17 protein-coding genes are annotated in these 20974 nt (G+C 48.4%); 4 read left to right on the forward strand and 13 right to left on the reverse strand.

The genetic code is table 11. From position 1 onward, the window contains the following. Positions 1–87 precede the first annotated feature (87 nt). On the reverse strand, positions 88–1413 hold the full coding sequence (locus B0681_RS02495; RefSeq protein ID WP_078317147.1) for a lytic murein transglycosylase: 1326 nt from the start codon (positions 1411–1413) through the stop codon (positions 88–90). A 388-nt stretch (positions 1414–1801) separates the two neighbouring features. Here B0681_RS02495 and B0681_RS02500 point away from each other — a divergent pair, with 388 nt between their 5' ends. Next, positions 1802–2140 (forward strand): hypothetical protein, encoded by a 339-nt coding sequence (locus B0681_RS02500; protein WP_078317148.1) that lies wholly within the window; start codon positions 1802–1804, stop codon positions 2138–2140. Positions 2141–2239: 99 nt separating this feature from the next. On the opposite strand, the gene purF is transcribed toward B0681_RS02500, so the two are convergent. The 6 genes from purF to B0681_RS02530 form a co-directional block, all read right to left on the reverse strand. Further along, positions 2240–3769, reverse strand: coding sequence for an amidophosphoribosyltransferase (purF, locus tag B0681_RS02505; protein ID WP_078317149.1), 1530 nt, complete (start codon positions 3767–3769; stop codon positions 2240–2242). A gap of 65 nt (positions 3770–3834) precedes the next feature. Then, entirely contained in the window at positions 3835–4338 is a 504-nt protein-coding gene (locus B0681_RS02510; protein ID WP_078317150.1) for a CvpA family protein, read from the reverse strand. Between the two features lie 2 nt (positions 4339–4340). Then, positions 4341–5366, reverse strand: a complete 1026-nt coding sequence (locus tag B0681_RS02515; protein ID WP_078317151.1) for a quinone-dependent dihydroorotate dehydrogenase — start codon at positions 5364–5366, stop codon at positions 4341–4343. A 114-nt stretch (positions 5367–5480) separates the two neighbouring features. Beyond that, positions 5481–6014, reverse strand: coding sequence for a methylated-DNA--[protein]-cysteine S-methyltransferase (locus B0681_RS02520; RefSeq protein WP_078317152.1), 534 nt, complete (start codon positions 6012–6014; stop codon positions 5481–5483). Positions 6015–6066: 52 nt separating this feature from the next. Then, complete coding sequence (gene ftsY, locus B0681_RS02525; protein WP_078317153.1) at positions 6067–7008, reverse strand: signal recognition particle-docking protein FtsY; 942 nt, start codon at positions 7006–7008, stop codon at positions 6067–6069. A 149-nt stretch (positions 7009–7157) separates the two neighbouring features. After that, positions 7158–9269, reverse strand: a complete 2112-nt coding sequence (locus B0681_RS02530) for a PhoX family protein (RefSeq protein WP_078317154.1) — start codon at positions 9267–9269, stop codon at positions 7158–7160. Positions 9270–9580: 311 nt separating this feature from the next. Here B0681_RS02530 and B0681_RS02535 point away from each other — a divergent pair, with 311 nt between their 5' ends. Together B0681_RS02535 and B0681_RS02540 are read left to right on the forward strand one after the other, a co-directional pair. Further along, the gene (locus B0681_RS02535; RefSeq protein WP_078317155.1) at positions 9581–10966 is read left to right on the forward strand and encodes a M16 family metallopeptidase; all 1386 of its coding nucleotides are present in this window, start codon (positions 9581–9583) and stop codon (positions 10964–10966) included. A gap of 37 nt (positions 10967–11003) precedes the next feature. Continuing rightward, on the forward strand, positions 11004–12452 hold the full coding sequence (locus tag B0681_RS02540; RefSeq protein WP_078317233.1) for a M16 family metallopeptidase: 1449 nt from the start codon (positions 11004–11006) through the stop codon (positions 12450–12452). 64 nt (positions 12453–12516) lie between these two features. On the opposite strand, the gene B0681_RS02545 is transcribed toward B0681_RS02540, so the two are convergent. Then, a complete protein-coding gene (locus tag B0681_RS02545) occupies positions 12517–13251 on the reverse strand; it encodes a YoaK family protein (protein ID WP_078317156.1) in 735 nt (244 codons plus the stop codon). A 378-nt stretch (positions 13252–13629) separates the two neighbouring features. Here B0681_RS02545 and putA point away from each other — a divergent pair, with 378 nt between their 5' ends. Beyond that, positions 13630–17214, forward strand: coding sequence for a bifunctional proline dehydrogenase/L-glutamate gamma-semialdehyde dehydrogenase PutA (gene putA, locus B0681_RS02550; protein ID WP_078317157.1), 3585 nt, complete (start codon positions 13630–13632; stop codon positions 17212–17214). 138 nt (positions 17215–17352) lie between these two features. Here the strand turns inward: putA and lptB are convergent, their stop codons facing one another. The 5 genes from lptB to B0681_RS02575 form a co-directional block, all read right to left on the reverse strand. Next, entirely contained in the window at positions 17353–18078 is a 726-nt protein-coding gene (gene lptB, locus B0681_RS02555) for an LPS export ABC transporter ATP-binding protein (protein WP_456080959.1), read from the reverse strand. Positions 18079–18086: 8 nt separating this feature from the next. Next, entirely contained in the window at positions 18087–18614 is a 528-nt protein-coding gene (gene lptA / locus B0681_RS02560) for a lipopolysaccharide transport periplasmic protein LptA (RefSeq protein WP_078317159.1), read from the reverse strand. A gap of 130 nt (positions 18615–18744) precedes the next feature. Further along, positions 18745–19320, reverse strand: a complete 576-nt coding sequence (gene lptC, locus B0681_RS02565; protein ID WP_078317160.1) for an LPS export ABC transporter periplasmic protein LptC — start codon at positions 19318–19320, stop codon at positions 18745–18747. An 8-nt stretch (positions 19321–19328) separates the two neighbouring features. After that, complete coding sequence (locus B0681_RS02570) at positions 19329–19859, reverse strand: KdsC family phosphatase (protein WP_078317161.1); 531 nt, start codon at positions 19857–19859, stop codon at positions 19329–19331. A gap of 1 nt (position 19860) precedes the next feature. Further along, positions 19861–20838 (reverse strand): KpsF/GutQ family sugar-phosphate isomerase, encoded by a 978-nt coding sequence (locus B0681_RS02575; protein WP_078317162.1) that lies wholly within the window; start codon positions 20836–20838, stop codon positions 19861–19863. Positions 20839–20974 lie beyond the last annotated feature (136 nt).

The following is a 20974-nucleotide window of genomic DNA, read 5'->3' on the forward strand; positions in this document are numbered from 1 at the left end:
AAATGGGGATGATTGCCTTGTTTTTAAAGTATTTTTACCAATAAAAAAGAGAACGCCCAAGCATTCTCTTTTCGTGTGCAGCTAAATTTACCAAATCAAGCGACTGGCGGTATTTTGACTGATAAAGCCATCTGGAATCTGGCCATTGGCTGCCTGCCATCGAGCAAAGGCTCTGCGAGTATTCGCCCCTGCCACGCCATCGACGCCGCCTGTGTCATAGCCCTGCTCGGTTAGCTTACGCTGCAAGGTCTGCACCTGCGTGCGAGATAGCGGCTGTTCATGACGCGGCCATGACTGTACCAGCCCACTGCCGCCAGCGATGCGCTTGGCCAATAATGATACACCAAGTGCATAGCTTGATGAGTTATTATACACGCGAATGACATCGAAGTTTTTGGTCAATAGCAGTGCTGGGCCATTGGCACCTGCAGGCAGCCATAGCTCAGCCTCATGAGCGCCGCCAAAGCTTTCACCACCTACCGCGCTTAAGCCTGCGCTTTTCCACGCATCCAAACTGCGCTTGCCAGCATTTAATAGTGTATAATCAAAGCCTGTCGGCAGACGCACTTCATAAAATGGTGCCAAGCCACGCACCCAGCCTGCATTATGTAAATAACTGGCGGTAGAAGTCAGTGCATCGCTGCGGTTCCAAGGATTTTTGCGGCCATCACCATCACCATCGACGCCCTCAGTCATCCATGTGCCTGGGATAAACTGCGTATGGCCCATACCGCCAGCCCACGAACCCTCCAGCTGTGACGCGGTAACATCGCCTCGCTCGATCATGCGCACCATCGCGATCAGCTGGCTTTCAGCGAAGTCGCGGCGACGGCCGTCATAAGCTAGACTTGATAAGGCATTCACCAAATCCATGCTGCCCATGCCGCCACCATACGATGACTCCATGCCCCAGATGGCGGTGGTGATTTCTTTTGGCGTGCCGTACATCGACTCAGCAGCACTGAGTGTCGAGAAATTTTCATTCAACTTGGTTTTACCTTGACTGATGCGCGTCGATGAGGCAGCTGATTCGACATATTCCCATGGCATTTTGGTAAATTCAGCTTGGCTGCGATCCAAGTCGATGACGCGCTGATTAAGCACAGCACCTGCCATCAGATTATTAAGGATAAAGCTATTGACGCCCTGTGCTTGGGCGCGCGCTACAAAGTCAGCTTTCCAAGCACCAAAGTTGGCATATTGGCCTGTCTGTGCAGGCTGACTGCTAACAGGCGCAGATGGCTGCACAACGACAGGTCGTGTGGTCACTGTGGTCTGCACAGATGGCTGTGGCGTGGCTTGTACCACCTTGATCGGCGTGCGCTCAACGCTCGGCTGCGACGCGCAAGCAGCCAACAATAAGGTCAGCACCGATACAGACAGTACAGAACGGGTTGAAGCAATATTTTTCATCATTACCATCCAATTTAAAAAAATTTGTACGCACTTTAGCAAGAATTGGCCAAAAAGTCGATAACATTTCTGTCAATTTGCTGCCTTTTATCGGCTTTTTTATCAAAATAAGTCAAATCCACCAAATTTCAGCCAATTTTTCTTTGATGTATCAGCCATCGGGGCGTTTTGCAGCTGATTTTCTCATCATGCAAAAGCAGCAATAAATCCAGCGTTTTGATGCTAAGCATGCAAGAATCATAATAAAACACCTGTATAACACATCACAAAAAGTTGCATTTGGCAATAGTTGCTACACAGATCTTTGGTGTAATACGCCCATCACAAATCAGCGATGGATTGTGATATACCAATAAAATTTATTATTCCAACAACATAAGGCATTATTATGAAAATTAAAACACTAATTAGCGCAGCCGCACTGTCATTCTGCTCACTTTCAGCGATGGCGACCGTCCCAAGCGTGCAACCTGTGGTTAATCAAGCACAGCCAAATTCGCCAGCTCACGCCCAAACAGCCAATAAAGCTGGCATGCGTCACGATGGTGTATCTCGTGGCCAAAAAGGCTTCGAACGCCGTGGCTCAACTGCCCAAAAACACAGCGATGGCAAAGCTCAGCGCAGCAATGCCCAATCACCTCGACATACTCAAGCCAAGCAAGCACGATTTGCAAATACTGACTCAAATCGCCAAGGCCGCTCGCACTTTGTCTGGGTTGAAGATTAATCCAACAGGCGAACGATATGATCACTTGAACAATCATCAGATCATCATCACAAAAAAAGCACCGACACTTAGGCATCGGTGCTTTTATTTTAAGTTGATTTATACTGCTGATACACCCGTCATATCAACAGGAGTATCAACCAGGCTGATGCCTTTGTCTTTGGCAGCGTCATTGCGTTTATTTTGTAGCTCGGTCAGATAGGCCTCATCGATCTTTCCTGCGATGTATTTACCATCAAATACCGAGCAGTCAAAGCCATGTACACGACTGTGCTTGGTGTCATTGACCGCTTCAATCAAGTCATCCAAATCTTGGAAAATCAAGCGATCAGCACCGATGATCTCACGCACCTCTTCGACACTGCGGCCTGATGAGATCAGCTCGCTGCGCACAGGCATATCGATGCCATAGACATTTGGGTACATCACAGGTGGCGCAGCAGAGGCAAAAAAGACATTCTTGGCGCCGGCATCACGCGCCATCTGGATGATCTCGTGGCAGGTCGTACCACGCACGATGGAGTCATCGACCAGCAGCACATTTTTATTTTTAAACTCAAGCGAAACGGCGTTCAGCTTTTGGCGAACGCTTTTTTTGCGCTGCTGCTGACCTGGCATAATAAAGGTACGGCCAATGTAGCGATTCTTATTAAAGCCTTCACGATATTTGACATTCAAGTGATGCGCCAGCTCCAGTGCCGAGTTACGAGAAGTATCAGGAATTGGAATCACAACATCAATGCCATGATCTTCGCCCCACTCACGCAGAATTTGCTCAGCCAGCTTTTCGCCCATACGCATACGCGCTTTATGCACTGAGATGTTATCAATGATCGAGTCAGGGCGGGCAAAATACACATACTCAAAAATGCATGGCGTGTATTGACCTTCTTGGATCTCGACGCACTGCTCGGTGTGCAGGTTGTGATTGAGATCCACATAAATCGCTTCACCTGGCGCGATGTCACGCACCACCTCAAAGCCCAAGGCCTGTAATGCCACTGACTCTGATGCCACCATGTACTCGACGCCTTTTTCGGTCAAGCGGCGACCATAAATCAGCGGACGGATGCCATTAGGATCGCGAAACGCCACCATGCCATGACCTGTGATGATCGCCACCACACCATAAGCACCCTCGCAGCGTTTATAGACTTTTTTGAGCGCATCAAAGATGTCTTGTGGCTCAAGCGATGTCTTGGTGAATTTTTGAAGTTCATGCGCAAAGATATTTAGCAATACTTCAGAATCAGATTGGGTGTTGAGATGGCGGCGGTCTTCTTCGTATAGCTCACGCGCTAATTTTTCGGCATTGGTCAAGTTGCCATTATGCGCCAATGCCACACCGTATGGCGAGTTGACATACAAAGGCTGAGCCTCAGCAGTGCTTGAAGTGCCTGCCGTCGGATAGCGGACATGACCGATGCCGCAGTTGCCCACCAGTCGCACCATGTGCTTATTTAAGAACACATCTCGCACCATGCCATTGTCTTTGCGCAGGTACAGGCGATTGTCTTTTAAGGTGACGATGCCTGCCGCATCTTGACCGCGATGCTGCAACATGGTCAAGCCATCATACAGAATTTGATTGACTGGTTCGTGCGCCATGACGCCAATTACACCACACATAGTTACTCCAAATTATTGGTAAAAAACAAACAATAGAGCGCCGCTGTCAATGGGCGCTGCTTTCGTTATTGATAGGGATTTTCCAACTGATTCCAAGTCGTATCAAAGGCCTTTTGTAATAAAGTTTTCGCCATTGGGGCATAAGGCAGCAGGCTTGGGATCAGCACTGAGGATTGGGCTTGTGGCGCCAAAGCTAATAACGGTGTAGCGACACTCAGTACGATCAGCACCTTTAAAACACCTGTCGCCGCGCCCAGCACAGCACCAGCAATGCGATCAACAAAGCCAAGCTTCAGCGCTTTTAATGAACGAGCGATCAAGCCTGCTAACATGCCAACCACGACGACCACACACAGCATGATGACGATGAATGCCAAAGCTGTCTGTAAGACAATGCCATCGACCACAGGTGCGAACAATGGCGCCCAGTCAGCAGCAGTCTTAGATGCCACAACCAAAGCCAACAGCCACGAGATCAGCGAGGCAAAACTTTTGATCAAACCAGCTGAAAAACCGCGCCAGATGCCGATAAATACCACGGCTGTGATGATGATATCAACCCAACTCATGATCAACCGTGACGATCGCCAGTCAATGCCTGAACACAGTCCATCACCAAGGACGGGCCTTTATAGATCAAGCCAGAGTACAGCTGCACTGCCTTAGCGCCAGCATGGATTTTTTTGACAGCCAATTCACCCGTCTCAATGCCGCCAACACCGATCAGATCCACCTGATGTGCGATACGATCTGCAAACTGCGACAAAATCAGCGTACTTTGATGGTTCACTGGACGGCCTGACAATCCACCAGCTTCATCGCCATGTCGAAAGCCCTCGACGCCTGTGCGTGACAAAGTGGTATTGGTCGCGATTAAGCCATCGATCTCAAAGTCCAGCACGGTTTGGGCGATCTCATCGATCTGGCTTAGATCCAAATCTGGGGCGATTTTTAAGGCCAGCGGCACATAAAAGCCATAGTCATTTGCCAGACGAATTTGGCAGTTTTTGATGCCATCGAGCAGTACTGCCAGTGCATCAGCGCTTTGTAGGTCGCGCAGATTTTTGGTATTGGGGCTTGAGATATTGATGGTGATGTAGCTGGCATAAGGATAAACGCGCTCAAGACAATAGATATAGTCATCCAGCGCATTTTCGACAGGCGTGATGGCATTTTTGCCGATATTGATGCCCAGTACGCCTTTATATTTGGCACGCTCGATGTTATCGATCATCTGATCGACACCATCGTTATTAAAGCCCATGCGGTTGATGATGCCGTGCGCTTCTTTGATGCGAAACAGTCGCGGTTTGTCGTTGCCTGCCTGCGGTCTGGGCGTGACGGTACCGATCTCCAAAAAGCCAAAGCCAAGCTCCGCTAAGGCATCGATATAGGCGCCATTTTTGTCAAGGCCAGCTGCCAGACCAACAGGATTTGGCAATGACACGCCCATGCATTCGGTGGGCAGTGCTTGCTTGGCATAAATAAAGCCCAACAAGTGTGCCTTATTGGCAGCTTCAAGCATCTCAAGCGTCTTTTCGTGCGCTTGCTCAGGATCCATGCTGAACAACAGTGGACGAAGTAACGCATAAGACATAGCAACCCCTTAACCATAATAAAAATAAAACCAGCTAATTATAGCACATTTTGATGGCATAAAAATAAAAATCTACAAAATTTCAGCCATCACGCTGTTAGCACAGACATGATGCTATTTATCACAGACCTTATTTTCATGATTGAGCAGTGTTTTTTTGATATCGATGCCGCCTGTATAGCCACCCAACCCACCACTTGAGGCAATCACACGATGACAAGGGATAATCAGACTGATTGGATTTTTGCCATTGGCATTGGCGCAGGCACGAAAAGCCGTTGGCTTATCTATTCGCTTGGCAAGTGCCGCATAACTGATGGTCTGCCCATAAGGAATACTTAATAGTGCTTGCCAAACTTGCTGCTGAAATGGTGTACCATGGCTCAAATCCAGCGGTACGCCAAAGCTTGTGCGTTTGCCATCAAAATACTCATCGAGCTCTTGGATGGCTTGCAGTAGCACCCGCCCATTGGTCGTCTGTTTATCAAGCGCATCAATCTTTTGGTAATCAAAGTCATCAGCACTCATGCCAAGCAGATTTTCACTTTTTTGGGTAAACCAGTCTAGCGCCACAAGCTTGCCATCTTTGGCAATCAGCGTGATGATGGGCAGGTCAAATGGTGGCGTATAATGCGTGATACTAATCATGATATTTCACCCAAAAAAAGACAAGCAAACCAAAGCCTGCTTGTCTTATCGGTTATTCATCTTTTTCAAGAAGTGCATCCACAAATTCTTTTGGCTCAAAGGGCTGTAAGTCATCGATGCCCTCGCCCACACCGATAAAGCGAATTGGAATGTCGGTATTTTGGGCGATATTAAACACCACGCCACCTTTGGCCGTACCATCAAGCTTCGTGATGCTGATGCCTGTCAGATTGACAGCTTCACTAAATACCTGCACTTGGTTGATGGCGTTTTGACCTGTACCAGCATCAAGCACAATCATTGTCTCATGCGGTGCGGTTTCGTCGGCTTTTTTCATCACGCGGACGACTTTTTCGAGCTCTGCCATCAGATGTGTCTTATTCTGTAGGCGACCTGCGGTATCAGCGATGAGTACATCAATGCCTTTGGCACGAGCCGACTGCATCGCATCAAAAATCACCGATGCACTGTCCGAACCATGACCTTGTGCCACCACTGGGATATTGTTCCGCTCACCCCAAATCTGTAGCTGTTCAGTCGCAGCAGCACGAAATGTATCGCCAGCTGCGAGCATCACTGATTTGCCTTCACCTTGCAAACGCTTGGCAAGCTTACCGATGGTTGTGGTTTTGCCCACGCCATTGACCCCCACCATCAAAATCACATACGGCTTTTTGGCGGTATCAATCTCAAGCGGTTTCACCTTGGGTGCCAAAATATCGTGTAGTTCAGATTTGAGTGCCTTATACAGCGAATGCGAATAAATCAAATCACCACGAGCGGTCTGCTCGGTAAGATTTTTGATGATGCGATTGGTGGCATTGACGCCGATGTCGGCGACCAACAGCTGATCTTCGACTTCCTCAAGCAGTTCATCATCGATCTCTTTGCCACCCACCAAGACATTGACCAAACCTTCGGACAGATTCTTGCTAGACTTGGCAAGTCCTGCTTTCATACGGGCAAACCAGCCGCCTTGTTCGTTTTCGCTCATAAGTTGCCTTTTTTTGATAAATTATAAATAGGATAACTATTCAATAGATTACCGTGATTGTAGCACAGTTTGACAAAGATTTCACCCAACAAAAAAGCTCTGATAACATCAGAGCTTTGAATGGTAAATTTTGAATCAGTGTGATTGATTTATAGAGACTCACCCAAAATCACACCGCCATCATTTTTGGTGATCATCACGGTTGCTGAGCGTGGGATCTTACCACCTGCGACCGCACCCCATGCCACATCAGGATGATCTTCGCCTGGATGCTGAATGTTGATAAACAAAGTCTTTAAGTCTGGTGTCATGGTGATGCCTGTGACTTCACAGCCTTTTGGACCGACAAAGAATCGCTTGAGCGTGTCATCGCTTGCCATCATGCCGACAGGGGTATTTTTGCCCGTGGTGGTGCTGACGATTTTGCCATCACCGACACGATTTGGCAAGGCGGCGAGTAGCATACAGTTGGTGGTCTCGGTATAAGCACCATCATCAGTCTGAATCCACAGTACGCCGCGTGGGTCGAAGTATAGACCATCTGGTGATGACAGATCATTGTCAGCACTTAAGTTTGACAAGTTCTGCTCGGTCAAATCATTTGGCGCGGCAAACAGATACACATCCCAATTAAAGCGAGTGGCGGTGTGATCGCCGTTTTGTTCATGCCAGCGGATGATATGCCCATGCTGATTACCCTTGTCATTATAGCTTCTTGGGTTGGCAGCATCGGTGGCATCAGTGCTGCGTTTTGAGTTGTTGGTCAAGGTGACATAGACCTCGCCTGTTATTGGGCTGACCGATACCCATTCAGGGCGATCCATCTTGGTTGCACCTAGTGCATCGGCTGCTAGGCGTGCATGGATGACGATGTCGGCCTGGTCTTTGAAATTATAGTCCTTGTGCTTGACTGTATCCATCGCCAAGCGTCGCCATTCACCTGTGCCATCAGCATGGAATACCGCCACATACAGTGTGCCTTCGTTCATATATTTATCGCCAGCTTTTAGGCCTTTGCCGATGTCTTTTGGTGACCATACCGCCTTTGAGACGAATTTATAAATATATTCACCACGGGCATCATCCCCCATATAAAACACCACAGGCTTACCTGCCACAGGTGGGGCAAAAGCGCAGTTTTCATGGGCAAAGCGGCCCAGGCTTGTGCGTTTGACCGCACGGGCTTGTGGGTTGAATGGGTCAATCTCAACGATATAACCAAAGGCATTAAAGCCATGGCGATAGTCCTCATGTGCTGTTTTGCCACGAGCGGTGATGTCCCAGCGGCTAAATTCATCCGCCACCACGCCCTCTTTATCATCGGCCGTGTGCCACAGATAGCCACCGCCTGTGCTGTTTTCTTTTAGGCCATAGCGAGCCAGTGCGATATCAGCTTGTTTGCCGATGATGTCTTTATCTTCACCACGCGCAAAGACATTCAAGAAATTCTCTTCGGTGGTCAAAAAAGTCCCCCAAGGTGACATCCCTGCACCGCATTCATTATTGATGCCCCAAGTGGTTTTGCCTTTTTTGTCAAACTTAGTCTGCACCAGATCATGACCGCTTGCCACGCCTGCCAAAGTCACTGCTGAATTACTGGTATGGCGTTTATTAAAGCGAGAATTTTTCACCAGCTCAAATTGACCATTATTTTTGCGGACTAGTTCCACCACAGACACGCCATGAGCGTGAGCATCGCGACGCACATCCATAGCAAGGCGTTTTTTGCGATAAATTGGTGCGGCATTGGCATCCTCCTGTGTGTACATCCCCATTGGATGTAGGTTATCATTGGTATATTCATGATTGATGGCGAGTAGGCCACGATTGGACTGATTGGCATCATATTTGCCACCCGTCATACCAAAAAAGTGCATCCCGTCGTGGTTATCGCCCATGCGATACATAAATGACTCGCCAGAATGCTGACGGTCATCACGAAACGCCTCAATACCATCGACGAGTGGCTCACCTAGGTGCAAAAATGCCTTGGCGGTATAGCCTTCAGCGACCACCATCTCATTGCCTGTATAATGCGGTACGGCTTTGAATTTTAGGCTGGTTGGGCGAGCAAGATTGGTGGTAGCGTTCGCAAATGCTGTATTGCCAAGCAGTGGCAATGAGCCGAACATCGCCGCTGCGGTCAAGCCTGCCCCGCCTTTTAGCACGGTGCGACGAGAGACCGCCTTGTCCAGAATGTCGCTAAAAACTGGGTTTTGGCTTGGGTTTGAATCTTCGATATAATCATGCGGATGCATCATGGTTATTTTCCTTGTGCTGGCTCAGCAAAAGCTGGCTTAGTGTGATTTGATGGGCATTGTATCAACGACGCATGACAAAAAAGTGACCGATACATGACAGCTTGATGACATTTTTAATGGCAAAATAACCACATCGCTTGGCAGTTTGCCTTGCAAGTTAGCAACATCAACCAAGTTTTGCCAACTGTAGTACTAATGCAACTTTGATAAATGCAGGCTGTGTTTTTTCACAAAATTCTTTATAATACCTATCAATGCTCAATGACCTCCCTTGTCATCTGGCCTCTTCATTAAATAAATAAAGGAAAGTTATGAAATTAAGCCCCTTGGCGCTTAGCCTTATCACCGCGATTTCTGTCAGCGCCTGCCACAGCGTGCCAAATCACAGCGCACCGACAGTTGATGAACCCCCTACCAAACCAATCCATCAGCCAAGCCAGCATCTCATCACTCATACCTTGGATAATGGGTTAACAGTCATCATCAAACCCGATACGCGCGCGCCGATTGTGATGACGCAGATCTGGTATGATGTCGGCAGTAGTGATGAGCCTGTGGGCAAAGGCGGTATGTCGCATTTTTTAGAACACATGATGTTCAAGGATGCCAAAGGGATCAGCAGTCATGATTATCAACGATTGATCAGTCATTTTGGTGGGGATATTAATGCCTTTACCAGCAGCGAATACACGGCCTATTATGAAAGTCTGCCTGCCAATCAGTATCCTTTGGCCTTACAAATTGAAGCCAATCGCATGACCAACCTCATCTTAACGCCTGAGGAAGTCGCCACCGAAAAAGAAGTCATCAAAGAAGAGCGCCGACTGCGTACTGATGATAATCCGATGGCTAAGGCGTATGAAGAATTTTTGGCGGCAGCATTGCCAGATTCGCCTTTGGGTCGGCCTGTGATCGGCAGTATGGCAGACATCGATGGCTTGAGCTTGGATGATTTGCAGGCGTGGTATGACAAGTGGTATGCGCCCAATAATGCCACTTTGGTCATGGTCGGTGACATTGATGCCGATGAGGCGATGATTTGGGTTAAAAAGTACTTTGGCCACCTAAAGCCCGCCAGCCTCCCCAAGCGCACTCGCCCCACTCACGCGACCCACCGAGGCTATCAGCAGCTGACTAGCCATCAATCAGTTCAAGTTCCCAGTCTTATCATGGGCTTTAATGTACCAACACTAGGCAGTGGCGATGCCAAACAGGCGCATGCTTTATCCTTATTGGCAGACATTGCCGATGGCGGACTGTCGGCACGCTTTGAACATCGACTGATCCGACAGATGCAGCTATTAAACAGCGTCAGCATCAGCTATGATATGCTCTCAAAAGGCGATGGCTTATTTATGATCAGCGCCACACCCCGAGACGGCGTGACCTTGGCTGATGCCGAAGCCGCCATCATGACGGTGCTGTCAGAGATTTATGAAGGTCAGATCAGTGATCAAGAACTGGCGCGCGCCCGAACAGGCTTATTATCCTCATTAACTTTTTCTGCTGATAGCATCGATAACCAAGCCATCACTTTGGGGTCGCTGGCCAGTTTGGGCTTGCCGCTAGATACCTTGGATCGCTTACCAAAAGACTTGGATACCATTAAAAAATCCGACATTCAAACCACAGGCAAGGCCTATTTGACCCAAGACAACCTGACCACCATGTATGTACTACCCAAAGCAGCACCATAACACACCACAGCCAGCCATGTTATTGATGAAGAAACTTATGACAACACCTGCCCACACCCCAAAGCGTTTTATGCTATCTGCGCTATTTACAGCCGTCACTTTGTTGACAGTCCAAGCCCATGCCACAAGCACACTGCCCACGCCTGTGCTTGCCGCCGACAGCATCATCGACAGTATCGATCGGCTAGGTCAGCTGACCATTGAGGTGCCAGCCACTCAATATTTTGAGACTGATCATGGTGTGCAAGTGGCGTTCACGCCCTTAACTGAGCTGCCAATCATCGATGTCAGCTTGCATTTTGCGACCGATGCTGCGACCGATGGTTTGCCTGCCGGCACTGCCAACATGGTCGCTACCATGCTCACCCAAGGCAGTGGATCGCTGTCTGAAGATGCCTTTATCGAGGCCAGTGAGTCGCTTGGCATTGCACTATCTGCCAATGCCAGCAAAGATGGCCTGAGCCTCTCGATGCGCAGCTTATCCGATGCTACCATAATCAATCAAGCCTCAGATTTGATGGCAATGGCCGTGAACCATCCCCGCTTCGATGCAGCGATCTTAAAACGCAATCAAGATCGACTAAGCCTAAGCCTGCGCCAACAGCAGCAAAATCCTGCTTATGTTGCCGCCCAAGCTTTCACCCAAGCCGTTTATGAGGGTCATCACTACGCCCATGCGATCAGTGGTAATGAATCAAGCCTACAAAGCATCACCACCGATGACCTTAAGCGCTTTACCGATCTGTATCTGCGCGCGCCTAATGCCACGCTTATCCTCACAGGAAATTTGAGTCTTGATGAGGCAAAGAAGCTTGCTCACCGTCTCACCCAAGATTTGCCCAATCAAGGCACAAAACCAGTCAGCACAGCGATGCATAAAAAGCACCAGCCGCGCCATATTCACATCGATCATGACAGCAGCCAAACCCAAATCATCATCGGCCATCTGACAGGCGCCCAAAAGATCGATGCTGCCAGTCGTCAGCACAGCAGTGATTTTGCTTTGGGTAATGAGGTTTTGGCTGGTGGGGATTTTAATGCCAGACTGATGAAGACGATTCGCGAACAAAAAGGTTATACCTACGGCATCTATGGCAATCTTGAGCAGTTAAAAGCAGCGGGCAGCTATGCGGTTCGTTTTTCGACCGATGGCCATTTGGCAGCAGAGGCGATCACCCAAACGCTGCAAATCATCAGCGATACGCTCGATCAAGGCATCAGCGAAGATGAGCTGGCTTTGGTGCGATTTGGCAATCAAAACGGCTTTGGTCAAACCTTTTCAAGCAATGCCAGCATCCATCGAACCATCAGCGCACTGACGATAGCAGGTTTTCCAAAGGATCATCTACAAACTCGGCCACAAAGACTGGATCGCGCGACCTTAGACAGCGTCAATCACGCCCTAAAAAATACCATCACGCCCGATCAGTTCATCATCGTCACTGTCGGCAAAATCAAACCTGATCTTAGCCATTTATTTAAATAATGAAATCACTAACCAAGCTTGATGCGATGGTATCAATACGATGCCATCGTTTTTTTGCTTGGCATCAGCGTGCATCACGGCGTTTACGACGCTTTTGTAGCAGCTTTAGGCGGGTTAAACGCTCAATTTGCTGATAAATTTTACCCATTTGATTATAAAACAGTGCTGCTACCAAGATCACCATGATGGGTAATAGCATCGATAAATACCCCACTTGCATATACAGCAGCACCGCAACGATGCCCCCAATAAAAAACGCCCACCACAGCCCACTGTGCAAAATGATTCTTTTGATATTCACCCGACGACCGACCAGCCAGTTACCCACCGCTGACCCCAAGTCCGAGGTAATGCCTGTCAAATGCGTGGTACGAATGACCGTGCCATGATAAGTAGCAACCATTGAGTTTTGTAGGCCGCAGGCCATGGCAATCAGCATCTGCCCAATAAAATGATGCTCATCCAGATACATCCACAGACTTGCCGACAACAGCAGCACCTCCAAGAGCATCGCATAGCCATAATGGCGGCCAATGTTCAGCTCACTTGAGCCGATGATCGCCCCGCTCAATACCGAACCAAGCCAAAACGATCCGATCGTAATCAATAATAGCTGAAAATTCAGCCAGTCACCTGCCATCATCGAGACGACAAATAAACTGACATTACCCGTCACATGCGAGGCAGAAATGTGCGTGATGCCCATTAATGCCGTGGTATTCAATATCCCAGCACAAAAAGCCAGCACTACCGCACCGATCAGCACCCAAGTTGGGATATTCTCGCCCATGATTTTCATCGATTGCCTGCCTTATTTTCACTTGGCTAAGCTATTATTATAACATGAAGTTACAATACGGCAATAATTCCGAGCGCAGGTGGTCTTATCTGTGATTGGGTAGTATCACCTTAACAATAGATAAAAATTAGTTTGGTAGAATATTAATTAAAATTAACTGATGGCGCATCAAAGCAGGATAAAATCGCTTGATTTGTCTAATAAAATATCCATTTCATAAAAGCGTCAATGATTTAGCAATTAAACTGATTTTATTATCATAAATTATCATCAAAACATCCAAAATACAGCCCAAATTTAGCTTGGTTTCTTATGTCTTCTGATATATAATTGCTATTTGTTGTATTTATGTTGTTCTTAGCCTAAGTGAGTTGTATCATGTTTCAATTTACCCAACCCCAAACCCCACTTCGTGACGCCATCACTGGTGCTTATCGTTTGGATGAAGTAACCGCCGTTTCTAATCTGTTAGCGACACTAAACTTTGATAACGCCCAAAAAGAGCAAATTAATGCTTTGGCGCGTCGTCTGATCACTCAAGTGCGCGCCGATCGTAGCAAATCTTCTGGCGTCGATGCATTGATGCAAGAATTTTCACTATCGAGCGAAGAAGGTGTGGCGCTGATGTGTTTGGCTGAGTCGCTACTGCGCATCCCAGATACCGCCACGCGCGACCGACTCATCCAAGACAAGCTGTCTGATGGCGACTGGAAAAGCCATGTGGGTAATAGCCCATCGATGTTCGTCAACGCAGCAGCGTGGGGCTTGGTGCTGACAGGTAAACTGACTCAGCCAACCACAGGCGGTCTGGGCTCGGCACTGACACGCGTCCTACAAAAAGGCGGTGCGCCATTCATCCGCGCTGGTGTCAATCATGCGATGAAAATCCTAGGTAAGCAATTCGTCACAGGTCAGACCATTGAAGAGGCTCTGTCTAATGGCAAAGAGCGCGAAAAATTAGGCTATCGTTTCAGCTTTGACATGCTTGGTGAAGCGGCGATGACTGCCGAAGATGCCGACCGCTACTATCAAGACTATGTCACTGCCATTCACGCCATCGGCAAAGATGCCAAAGGCCGCGGTGTTTATGATGGCAATGGCATTTCAGTCAAATTATCAGCCATTCACCCACGCTATTTCCGCGCGCAGCATGAGCGTGTGATGACCGAACTTTTGCCACGACTAAAAGCGCTATTCGTTTTGGCCAAAGAATATGACATCGGTCTAAACATCGATGCTGAAGAAGCCAACCGACTTGAGCTGTCATTGGATCTGATGGAAAAACTGGTCAGCGATCCAGACCTTCAGGGTTTTAACGGCATCGGCTTTGTGGTTCAAGCCTACCAAAAACGCTGCCCATATGTCATCGATTTTCTGATCGATTTGGCGCGTCGCAATAATCAGCGCTTGATGATTCGCTTGGTAAAAGGCGCTTATTGGGACAGCGAGATCAAATGGGCGCAAGTCGATGGCTTGGATGGCTACCCTGTATATACTCGTAAAGTACATACCGATGTGTCATATTTGGCCTGCGCACAGAAGCTTTTGGCCGCTCAAGATGCGATCTTCCCACAATTTGCCACCCATAACGCCCAAAGTCTGGCCACCATCTATGAGATGGGCAAGGATAAAGATTTTGAATTCCAATGCCTACATGGTATGGGTGAAACCCTATACGATCAAGTTGTCGGCGAAAAGAATCTGGGCCGTCGCGTACGCATCTATGCCCCTGTCGGTACTCACAAGACTTTGTTGGCATATCTGGTGCGTCGCCTACTTGAAAATGGCGCCAACTCATCATTCGTCAACCGCATCGTCGATGAAGATGTCAGCATTGATGAGCTGATCGAATCACCGATTGATATTGTCAATGCCACTGGCATCTCGCCAAATCCATTGACGCCACCACCGCGTCGCATTTATGGCGAGCGTGATAACTCATTTGGCTTGGATTTGAGTAACGAACATGTACTTGCCAAACTACAAGACAATATGCAGGCAGCTTGTGATATCGCCTTTGAGGTAAGCTCTTTGACAGCTGGCACTGTCGCGCATCAGCCAGCCCACGCTGTCTTAAACCCAGCAGATCATCGCGATGTCGTCGGTCAAGTATCGTTCATCGATGCCAACAGCATCCGCGATGTGATCAGTGTATCGCTGAATGCTCAGCATGCATGGCGTACCGTGTCACCTGCACAGCGAGCTGCGATGTTGCGCCGCTTTGCCGATTTGATGGAAGAGCCTGCACGCATGTCACTACTAATGATGGTGGCTGTTCGTGAAGCTGGTAAAACACTACTGAACGCCATCGCCGAAGTCCGTGAAGCCATCGATTTTTGCCGTTATTATGCTGATGAAACAGAGCGCCTGAACCTATCAAACCCTGTGGGTACTGTGGTTGCGATCAGCCCTTGGAACTTCCCACTGGCGATCTTTGTTGGTGAGGTGGTATCAGCTTTGGCGGCTGGCAACACCGTGGTCGCAAAACCAGCCGAACAAACCAGCCTAATCGCGCATTTGGCGGTATCTTGGCTGCATGAATCTGGCGTCCCAACCGATGTGCTTCAGTTGGTGCTGGGTGCAGGTGATGTGGGTGCAGCACTGACCTCTGATGAGCGCATTGATGGCGTGATCTTCACAGGTTCTACCGATGTCGCTAAGCGCATCAACAAGCTACTGGCTGCTCGCACTGATAATCCAGTATTGATCGCTGAGACCGGTGGTATGAATGCCATGATTGTGGACAGCACGGCACTGCCTGAGCAGGTATGTATCGATGTACTGGCCTCAGCATTTGACTCAGCAGGTCAGCGCTGTTCAGCCCTACGCATCCTATGCGTTCAAGAAGACATCGCCGATCACATGGTCGAGATGATCAAAGGCGCGATGGATGAGTTGGTGGTCAATAACCCTGCGGCACTCTCTACCGATGTGGGTCCTGTTATCGATGCTGAAGCCCAAGAAAACTTGCTTAATCACATCAATAACCTTAAACAAATCGCACCATATCATGAAGTCGCGATTCGTTCAGATGCCCCAAATTCTACTTTTGTTGCACCGATCATGTTTGAACTAAAAGATCTGTCACAACTGAAAAAAGAAGTGTTTGGCCCTGTACTACATGTGGTGCGTTTTGCCGCACATGAGTTGGATGATTTGATCGATAATATCAACAAAAAAGGCTACGCGTTAACCCACGGTATTCACAGTCGTATCGATAGCACCATCGAGCACATCACCGACCGCATCGAAGCTGGTAATGTCTATATTAACCGCAACATCGTGGGTGCTGTCGTCGGCGTACAGCCGTTTGGTGGTCATGCGATGAGTGGTACTGGCCCGAAAGCTGGCGGCCCATTCTATCTACAGCGCCTAAGCAATCTTCAGCAATGGGATACGCCTGCTGTTGATCAAGCTGCACTGATTCATGAATCAAATCTTGCCAAAGTGCGTGCTGTCGCTGCCAAGCTGTCTTTGAGCAGCGAAGAGCAATCTTTAGTTGAGGCAGCTGCTGACAATGCGATTCGTTCATCATTGAACCATGCCAGCACCGAATTGGCAGGTCCAACTGGTGAAACCAATACCCTATCTTGGCACGCACCAAAAGCTGTCACCATCTACGGTGGCGACAAAGCACAAACCTTGGCCGCACTGGCAGCGTTGGCGGTCAATGGCACCAAAGCCTATGTCAATCCAGCCCATGCACTGGCTGATCATGCTGATGCGCTTGACGGTATCTTGATGGTGGCTGAGCAGCCTGCCGCTGATGCCAATGACATCGTGGTTGCGCTGTCTGCCATGCCAGCAAGCGAACAAGTGCGACTAGCGGAGCTTGACGGCAGCATTCGCCGTGTGATCGATGCGACCAATGGTCTTGATTTCACACGCTTATATCACGAAGTCAGCCAAAGCTACAACACCACTGCCGCTGGTGGTAACGCAAGCTTGATGGCCTCAGCCTAAGATATAAGCCAACAAAAAAAATGCACTCTATATCAATAGGGTGCATTTTTATGTATTGCTGTTTCTTAAAATACCAAGTCCAATACTCAAATCAAACGGTGTTATGAGTTTTGAGTCAGTTTTGGATGCAATAAGTCATCACACCACAAAATCTTTGCCCAGATACACTTTTCTCACCAATTCATTGTTTAAGATCTCATCTTTATTGCCTTCAGCAATGATAGTGCCTTCAGACACGATATAGGCTTTTTGGCAAATCGAGAGTGTTTCGCGGACATTGTGATCGGTGATCAAAACACCAATTCCTCGATCACGCAACGCCTCAATCACTTGCATAATATCACCCACTGAAATCGGATCAACACCAGCAAATGGCTCATCTAGCAAGATGAATTTGGGATCCGATGCCAAGCAGCGGGCGATCTCACAGCGACGGCGTTCACCACCTGAGACACTCATACCCAGAGAATGGCGCACATGCTCAAGATGAAACTCCGCCATCAATTTCTCAAGCTCAGCGGTTTGGGCAGTTTTATCCAAATCCTTGCGCGTTTGCAAAATCGCCATGATGTTTTGCTCAATGGTCAATTTGCGAAAAATCGAGGCTTCTTGAGGCAGATAGCCAATGCCTTGCGCCGCTCGTTCGTGCATGGCATTTTTTGAGATGTCTTTGCTGCCAAGCATCACCTGTCCTTTGTCCATCGGCACAAGCCCGATGACCATATAAAAGCTTGTGGTCTTGCCAGCACCATTCGGGCCTAGAATCCCAACCACTTGACCTTGCTCAATCTCAAAAGACACATCTTTGACCACCCAGCGTTGCCCATAGCGCTTACCCAGATGCCGCATTGATAATGTTGTCATGATCTGCCTTAGCGGAGGCCGCTTCTAGAGCCAGAGTCGCTTGGTGGGAAGACCAGCTCAACGCGCTGCCCTGCACCAGCATTGGCCTCGACATCGCCTTCTGATAGGCTGTAGCGGATGGTGTTGCCAGAGAAGCTTGAGCCTGCTTGTGTTAATCTGGCATTCCCCGTCAAAGTTACGATGCCCGTAACGGCATTATAATCGATGCGATTGGCTTGACCCTTGGCCAGACCTTTTTCTTGGGTTACAACTTGCTGCATGGTTGCAGGTCGGCCTGTCGCCACTGCTGATCTGATGCTGCGATTATTAGTGTCCAGATTCACCGTCAAATTATCTGCGGCGATTTTTAGTGTGCCTTGTTCAATGGTGACCTTGCCTGAATAAGTGGTCACGCCAGTACGCTCGCTATAAGTTGCGCGGTCAGCCAGCAAGCGAATCGGTTGATTGGCATCAGATGGCAATGCGGATGCGATCATCGGCGCACTGATAATGCACGCTATAAATAAAGACTTTGTAAATACAGATTGAGTTAACATATCGACTCTTAAAATTACTCTAAAATATTAATTTAATAAAAACTAAATCGTCCACCGACTCACCCAAAGATCCATGACTGTCCTCGATGGACTGATGCCGTATATAGGCCACTAATGGCATCAAATCTTGTTAAAATAAAGGCTGATTTTGGCGCTTAGGCGGATCAAAGATCACCTCAATCTTATCAAATTCATATTCACCAGTTTGAAGATTGGCACGAAAACCAGCCGCCTTAAAGCTATCGCTGCCTTGTGTGACCACCAAAGGCTCATTACTCATGACGGTTCGCGCTTTGGTATTGCCCATCAAAGCATTGCCCGTGATAACAAGTTCAGCCTTATCCGCCACAGCAGCACGCACCAAGCGAAATCCTTGGGATAGGTTCAGCTCGCCACTGCCCTGATTCAGCGTTGCCCTACTGGCTGTCAAAGTGTACTGCTCGCCTTCAGGTGGCTGCCAAACGATGGTCGCTCCAAGCATTTCATCCTCGCCTGCTGCATTTTGCACCAATGAGTCTGCCGTCAGCGTGTATTCGGTCTTACCAGTCTCAGGGTCGGTCTGCACTGCCTTTATCTCGGTCACTTCATAACTGGTCATAGGCGCATCGGGAACGGCAGGCTTGATCTCGACATCCTCTTGATAAAAAAACCAAGCAGCCACTGCCAACGCCATCACCCCAAGCACGCCTAGAATGCGAAAATTCATATCAATCCTTAGTGAAACTGCGCAATAAAGGCATCGTAATGACCTTGTGCGTGCAAAATCAAGTCACACACTTCACGCACTGCCCCATTACCACCTGTCTTGCCAGTGACAATGTCAGCCACTGCCTGTGTCTCAGCACAGCCATTTGGTACACTGATGCCCAGCCCTGCTTCACGCACAGCTTTTAGGTCGGGCAAATCATCACCCATATAAGCGCACTCGTTTAGCGACAAACCCAACTGCTCTGCCAAGCCAGACAAGGCAGTAAATTTATCATCACGACCTTGAATCAGATGGTGAATACCAAGCTCACGGGCACGACGCTCAACCATCGGTGATGTGCGACCTGTGATGATGGCAATCTCAATGCCAAAGGATTGTAGCGCCTTGATGCCTACGCCATCTTGGACATAAAATGCCTTGGTCTCGACATCATAGGAATTATAAATAATCTTACCGTCGGACAAAATACCATCGACATCCATCGCAAATAGCTTAATCCGCTGGGCTTTTTGTTTGATAGAATCGGCCAGTTGCATCTTAGCTTACCCCTGCTTTTAGCAAATCATGAATACTGATCACACCAATCAAGCGTTCATCGTCTAGCACCAGTAACTGACTGATGGCATTTTCGTTCATCACAGTCAGTGCATCGGAGGCGCGCATCTGTCCACTGGTGCTTTTTGGTGTTTTGGTCATCAGCTCACCGATTTGAACAGACAAATCAGTATTTTGTGCAAGCTTACGGCGTAAATCCCCATCGGTGAAAATCCCCACCACTTTATCAGCATCATCAACCACGACTGCAAGACCTAGGCGACCTCCTGTCATCACAAGCAAAGTGTCATTTAGACTTGCCGACTCTTTGATGATCGGCAAATTATCCGTGTGCATCACATCTTGGACACGAGTCAATAACTTACGCCCCAATGCGCCCGCAGGATGTGACAAGGCAAAATCATTACTGGTAAAGCCACGAGCGTGCAGTAGTGCCACCGCCAAAGCATCGCCGAGCGCCAAAGTCGCTGTTGTCGATGATGTCGGTGCAAGCCCAAGTGGACATGCTTCTTCGGAGCGACCCAGTGTCAAAGCGATATCCGCCGACTTTGGTAATACGCCACGCTTATCACGGCTGATGCTAATGAGCGGAATGCCAAGCTGCTTCACGACAGGTAATAGCATCCGAATCTCATCCGACTCGCCAGAATTGGAAATCGCAATCAGCACATCGCCCTTGACCAGCATTCCCAAATCGCCATGCCCTGCTTCACCCGGATGCATAAAAAACGCCGGCGTTCCTGTGGATGCAAAGGTCGCTGCAATCTTACGCCCAATATGACCTGATTTACCCATACCCGTCACCACCACACGACCTGAGCACGCCAAAATGGCTTGGCATGCTTGGGTAAATCGCTCATCAAGCTCATCAATCAATAAATCCAGAGCTTTTTGTTCGGTGCGGATGGCATTGATACCATCTTGGATAAAATCCGTCATCACAGGGGCTGTATCTGTCATAATTGCTTGATATTCATTCAATTAAAAAGGTTATGATAGCATATTTTGTAGGCGGATTGATGGCTATTTTGGCAAATTTTCAATATGATAACCAAATTTTACATTTGCTCAAATAAACAAAAACTTGCAAACAAGT

The organism is Moraxella porci DSM 25326, from assembly GCF_002014855.1.
GTDB classification, from domain to species: Bacteria; Pseudomonadota; Gammaproteobacteria; order Pseudomonadales; family Moraxellaceae; genus Moraxella; species Moraxella porci.

Excerpts from the sequence above, each read along its gene's own strand:
- B0681_RS02495 (WP_078317147.1), bottom strand. The coding sequence starts at position 1,413 with ATGAAAAATATTGCTTCAACCCGTTCTGTACTGTCTGTATCGGTGCTG.
- B0681_RS02500 (WP_078317148.1), top strand. The coding sequence starts at position 1,802 with ATGAAAATTAAAACACTAATTAGCGCAGCCGCACTGTCATTCTGCTCA.
- purF (WP_078317149.1), bottom strand. The coding sequence starts at position 3,769 with ATGTGTGGTGTAATTGGCGTCATGGCGCACGAACCAGTCAATCAAATT.
- B0681_RS02510 (WP_078317150.1), bottom strand. The coding sequence starts at position 4,338 with ATGAGTTGGGTTGATATCATCATCACAGCCGTGGTATTTATCGGCATC.
- B0681_RS02515 (WP_078317151.1), bottom strand. The coding sequence starts at position 5,366 with ATGTCTTATGCGTTACTTCGTCCACTGTTGTTCAGCATGGATCCTGAG.
- B0681_RS02520 (WP_078317152.1), bottom strand. The coding sequence starts at position 6,014 with ATGATTAGTATCACGCATTATACGCCACCATTTGACCTGCCCATCATC.
- ftsY (WP_078317153.1), bottom strand. The coding sequence starts at position 7,008 with ATGAGCGAAAACGAACAAGGCGGCTGGTTTGCCCGTATGAAAGCAGGA.
- B0681_RS02530 (WP_078317154.1), bottom strand. The coding sequence starts at position 9,269 with ATGATGCATCCGCATGATTATATCGAAGATTCAAACCCAAGCCAAAAC.
- B0681_RS02535 (WP_078317155.1), top strand. The coding sequence starts at position 9,581 with ATGAAATTAAGCCCCTTGGCGCTTAGCCTTATCACCGCGATTTCTGTC.
- B0681_RS02540 (WP_078317233.1), top strand. The coding sequence starts at position 11,004 with ATGACAACACCTGCCCACACCCCAAAGCGTTTTATGCTATCTGCGCTA.
- B0681_RS02545 (WP_078317156.1), bottom strand. The coding sequence starts at position 13,251 with ATGAAAATCATGGGCGAGAATATCCCAACTTGGGTGCTGATCGGTGCG.
- putA (WP_078317157.1), top strand. The coding sequence starts at position 13,630 with ATGTTTCAATTTACCCAACCCCAAACCCCACTTCGTGACGCCATCACT.
- lptB (WP_456080959.1), bottom strand. The coding sequence starts at position 18,078 with ATGACAACATTATCAATGCGGCATCTGGGTAAGCGCTATGGGCAACGC.
- lptA (WP_078317159.1), bottom strand. The coding sequence starts at position 18,614 with ATGTTAACTCAATCTGTATTTACAAAGTCTTTATTTATAGCGTGCATT.
- lptC (WP_078317160.1), bottom strand. The coding sequence starts at position 19,320 with ATGAATTTTCGCATTCTAGGCGTGCTTGGGGTGATGGCGTTGGCAGTG.
- B0681_RS02570 (WP_078317161.1), bottom strand. The coding sequence starts at position 19,859 with ATGCAACTGGCCGATTCTATCAAACAAAAAGCCCAGCGGATTAAGCTA.
- B0681_RS02575 (WP_078317162.1), bottom strand. The coding sequence starts at position 20,838 with ATGACAGATACAGCCCCTGTGATGACGGATTTTATCCAAGATGGTATC.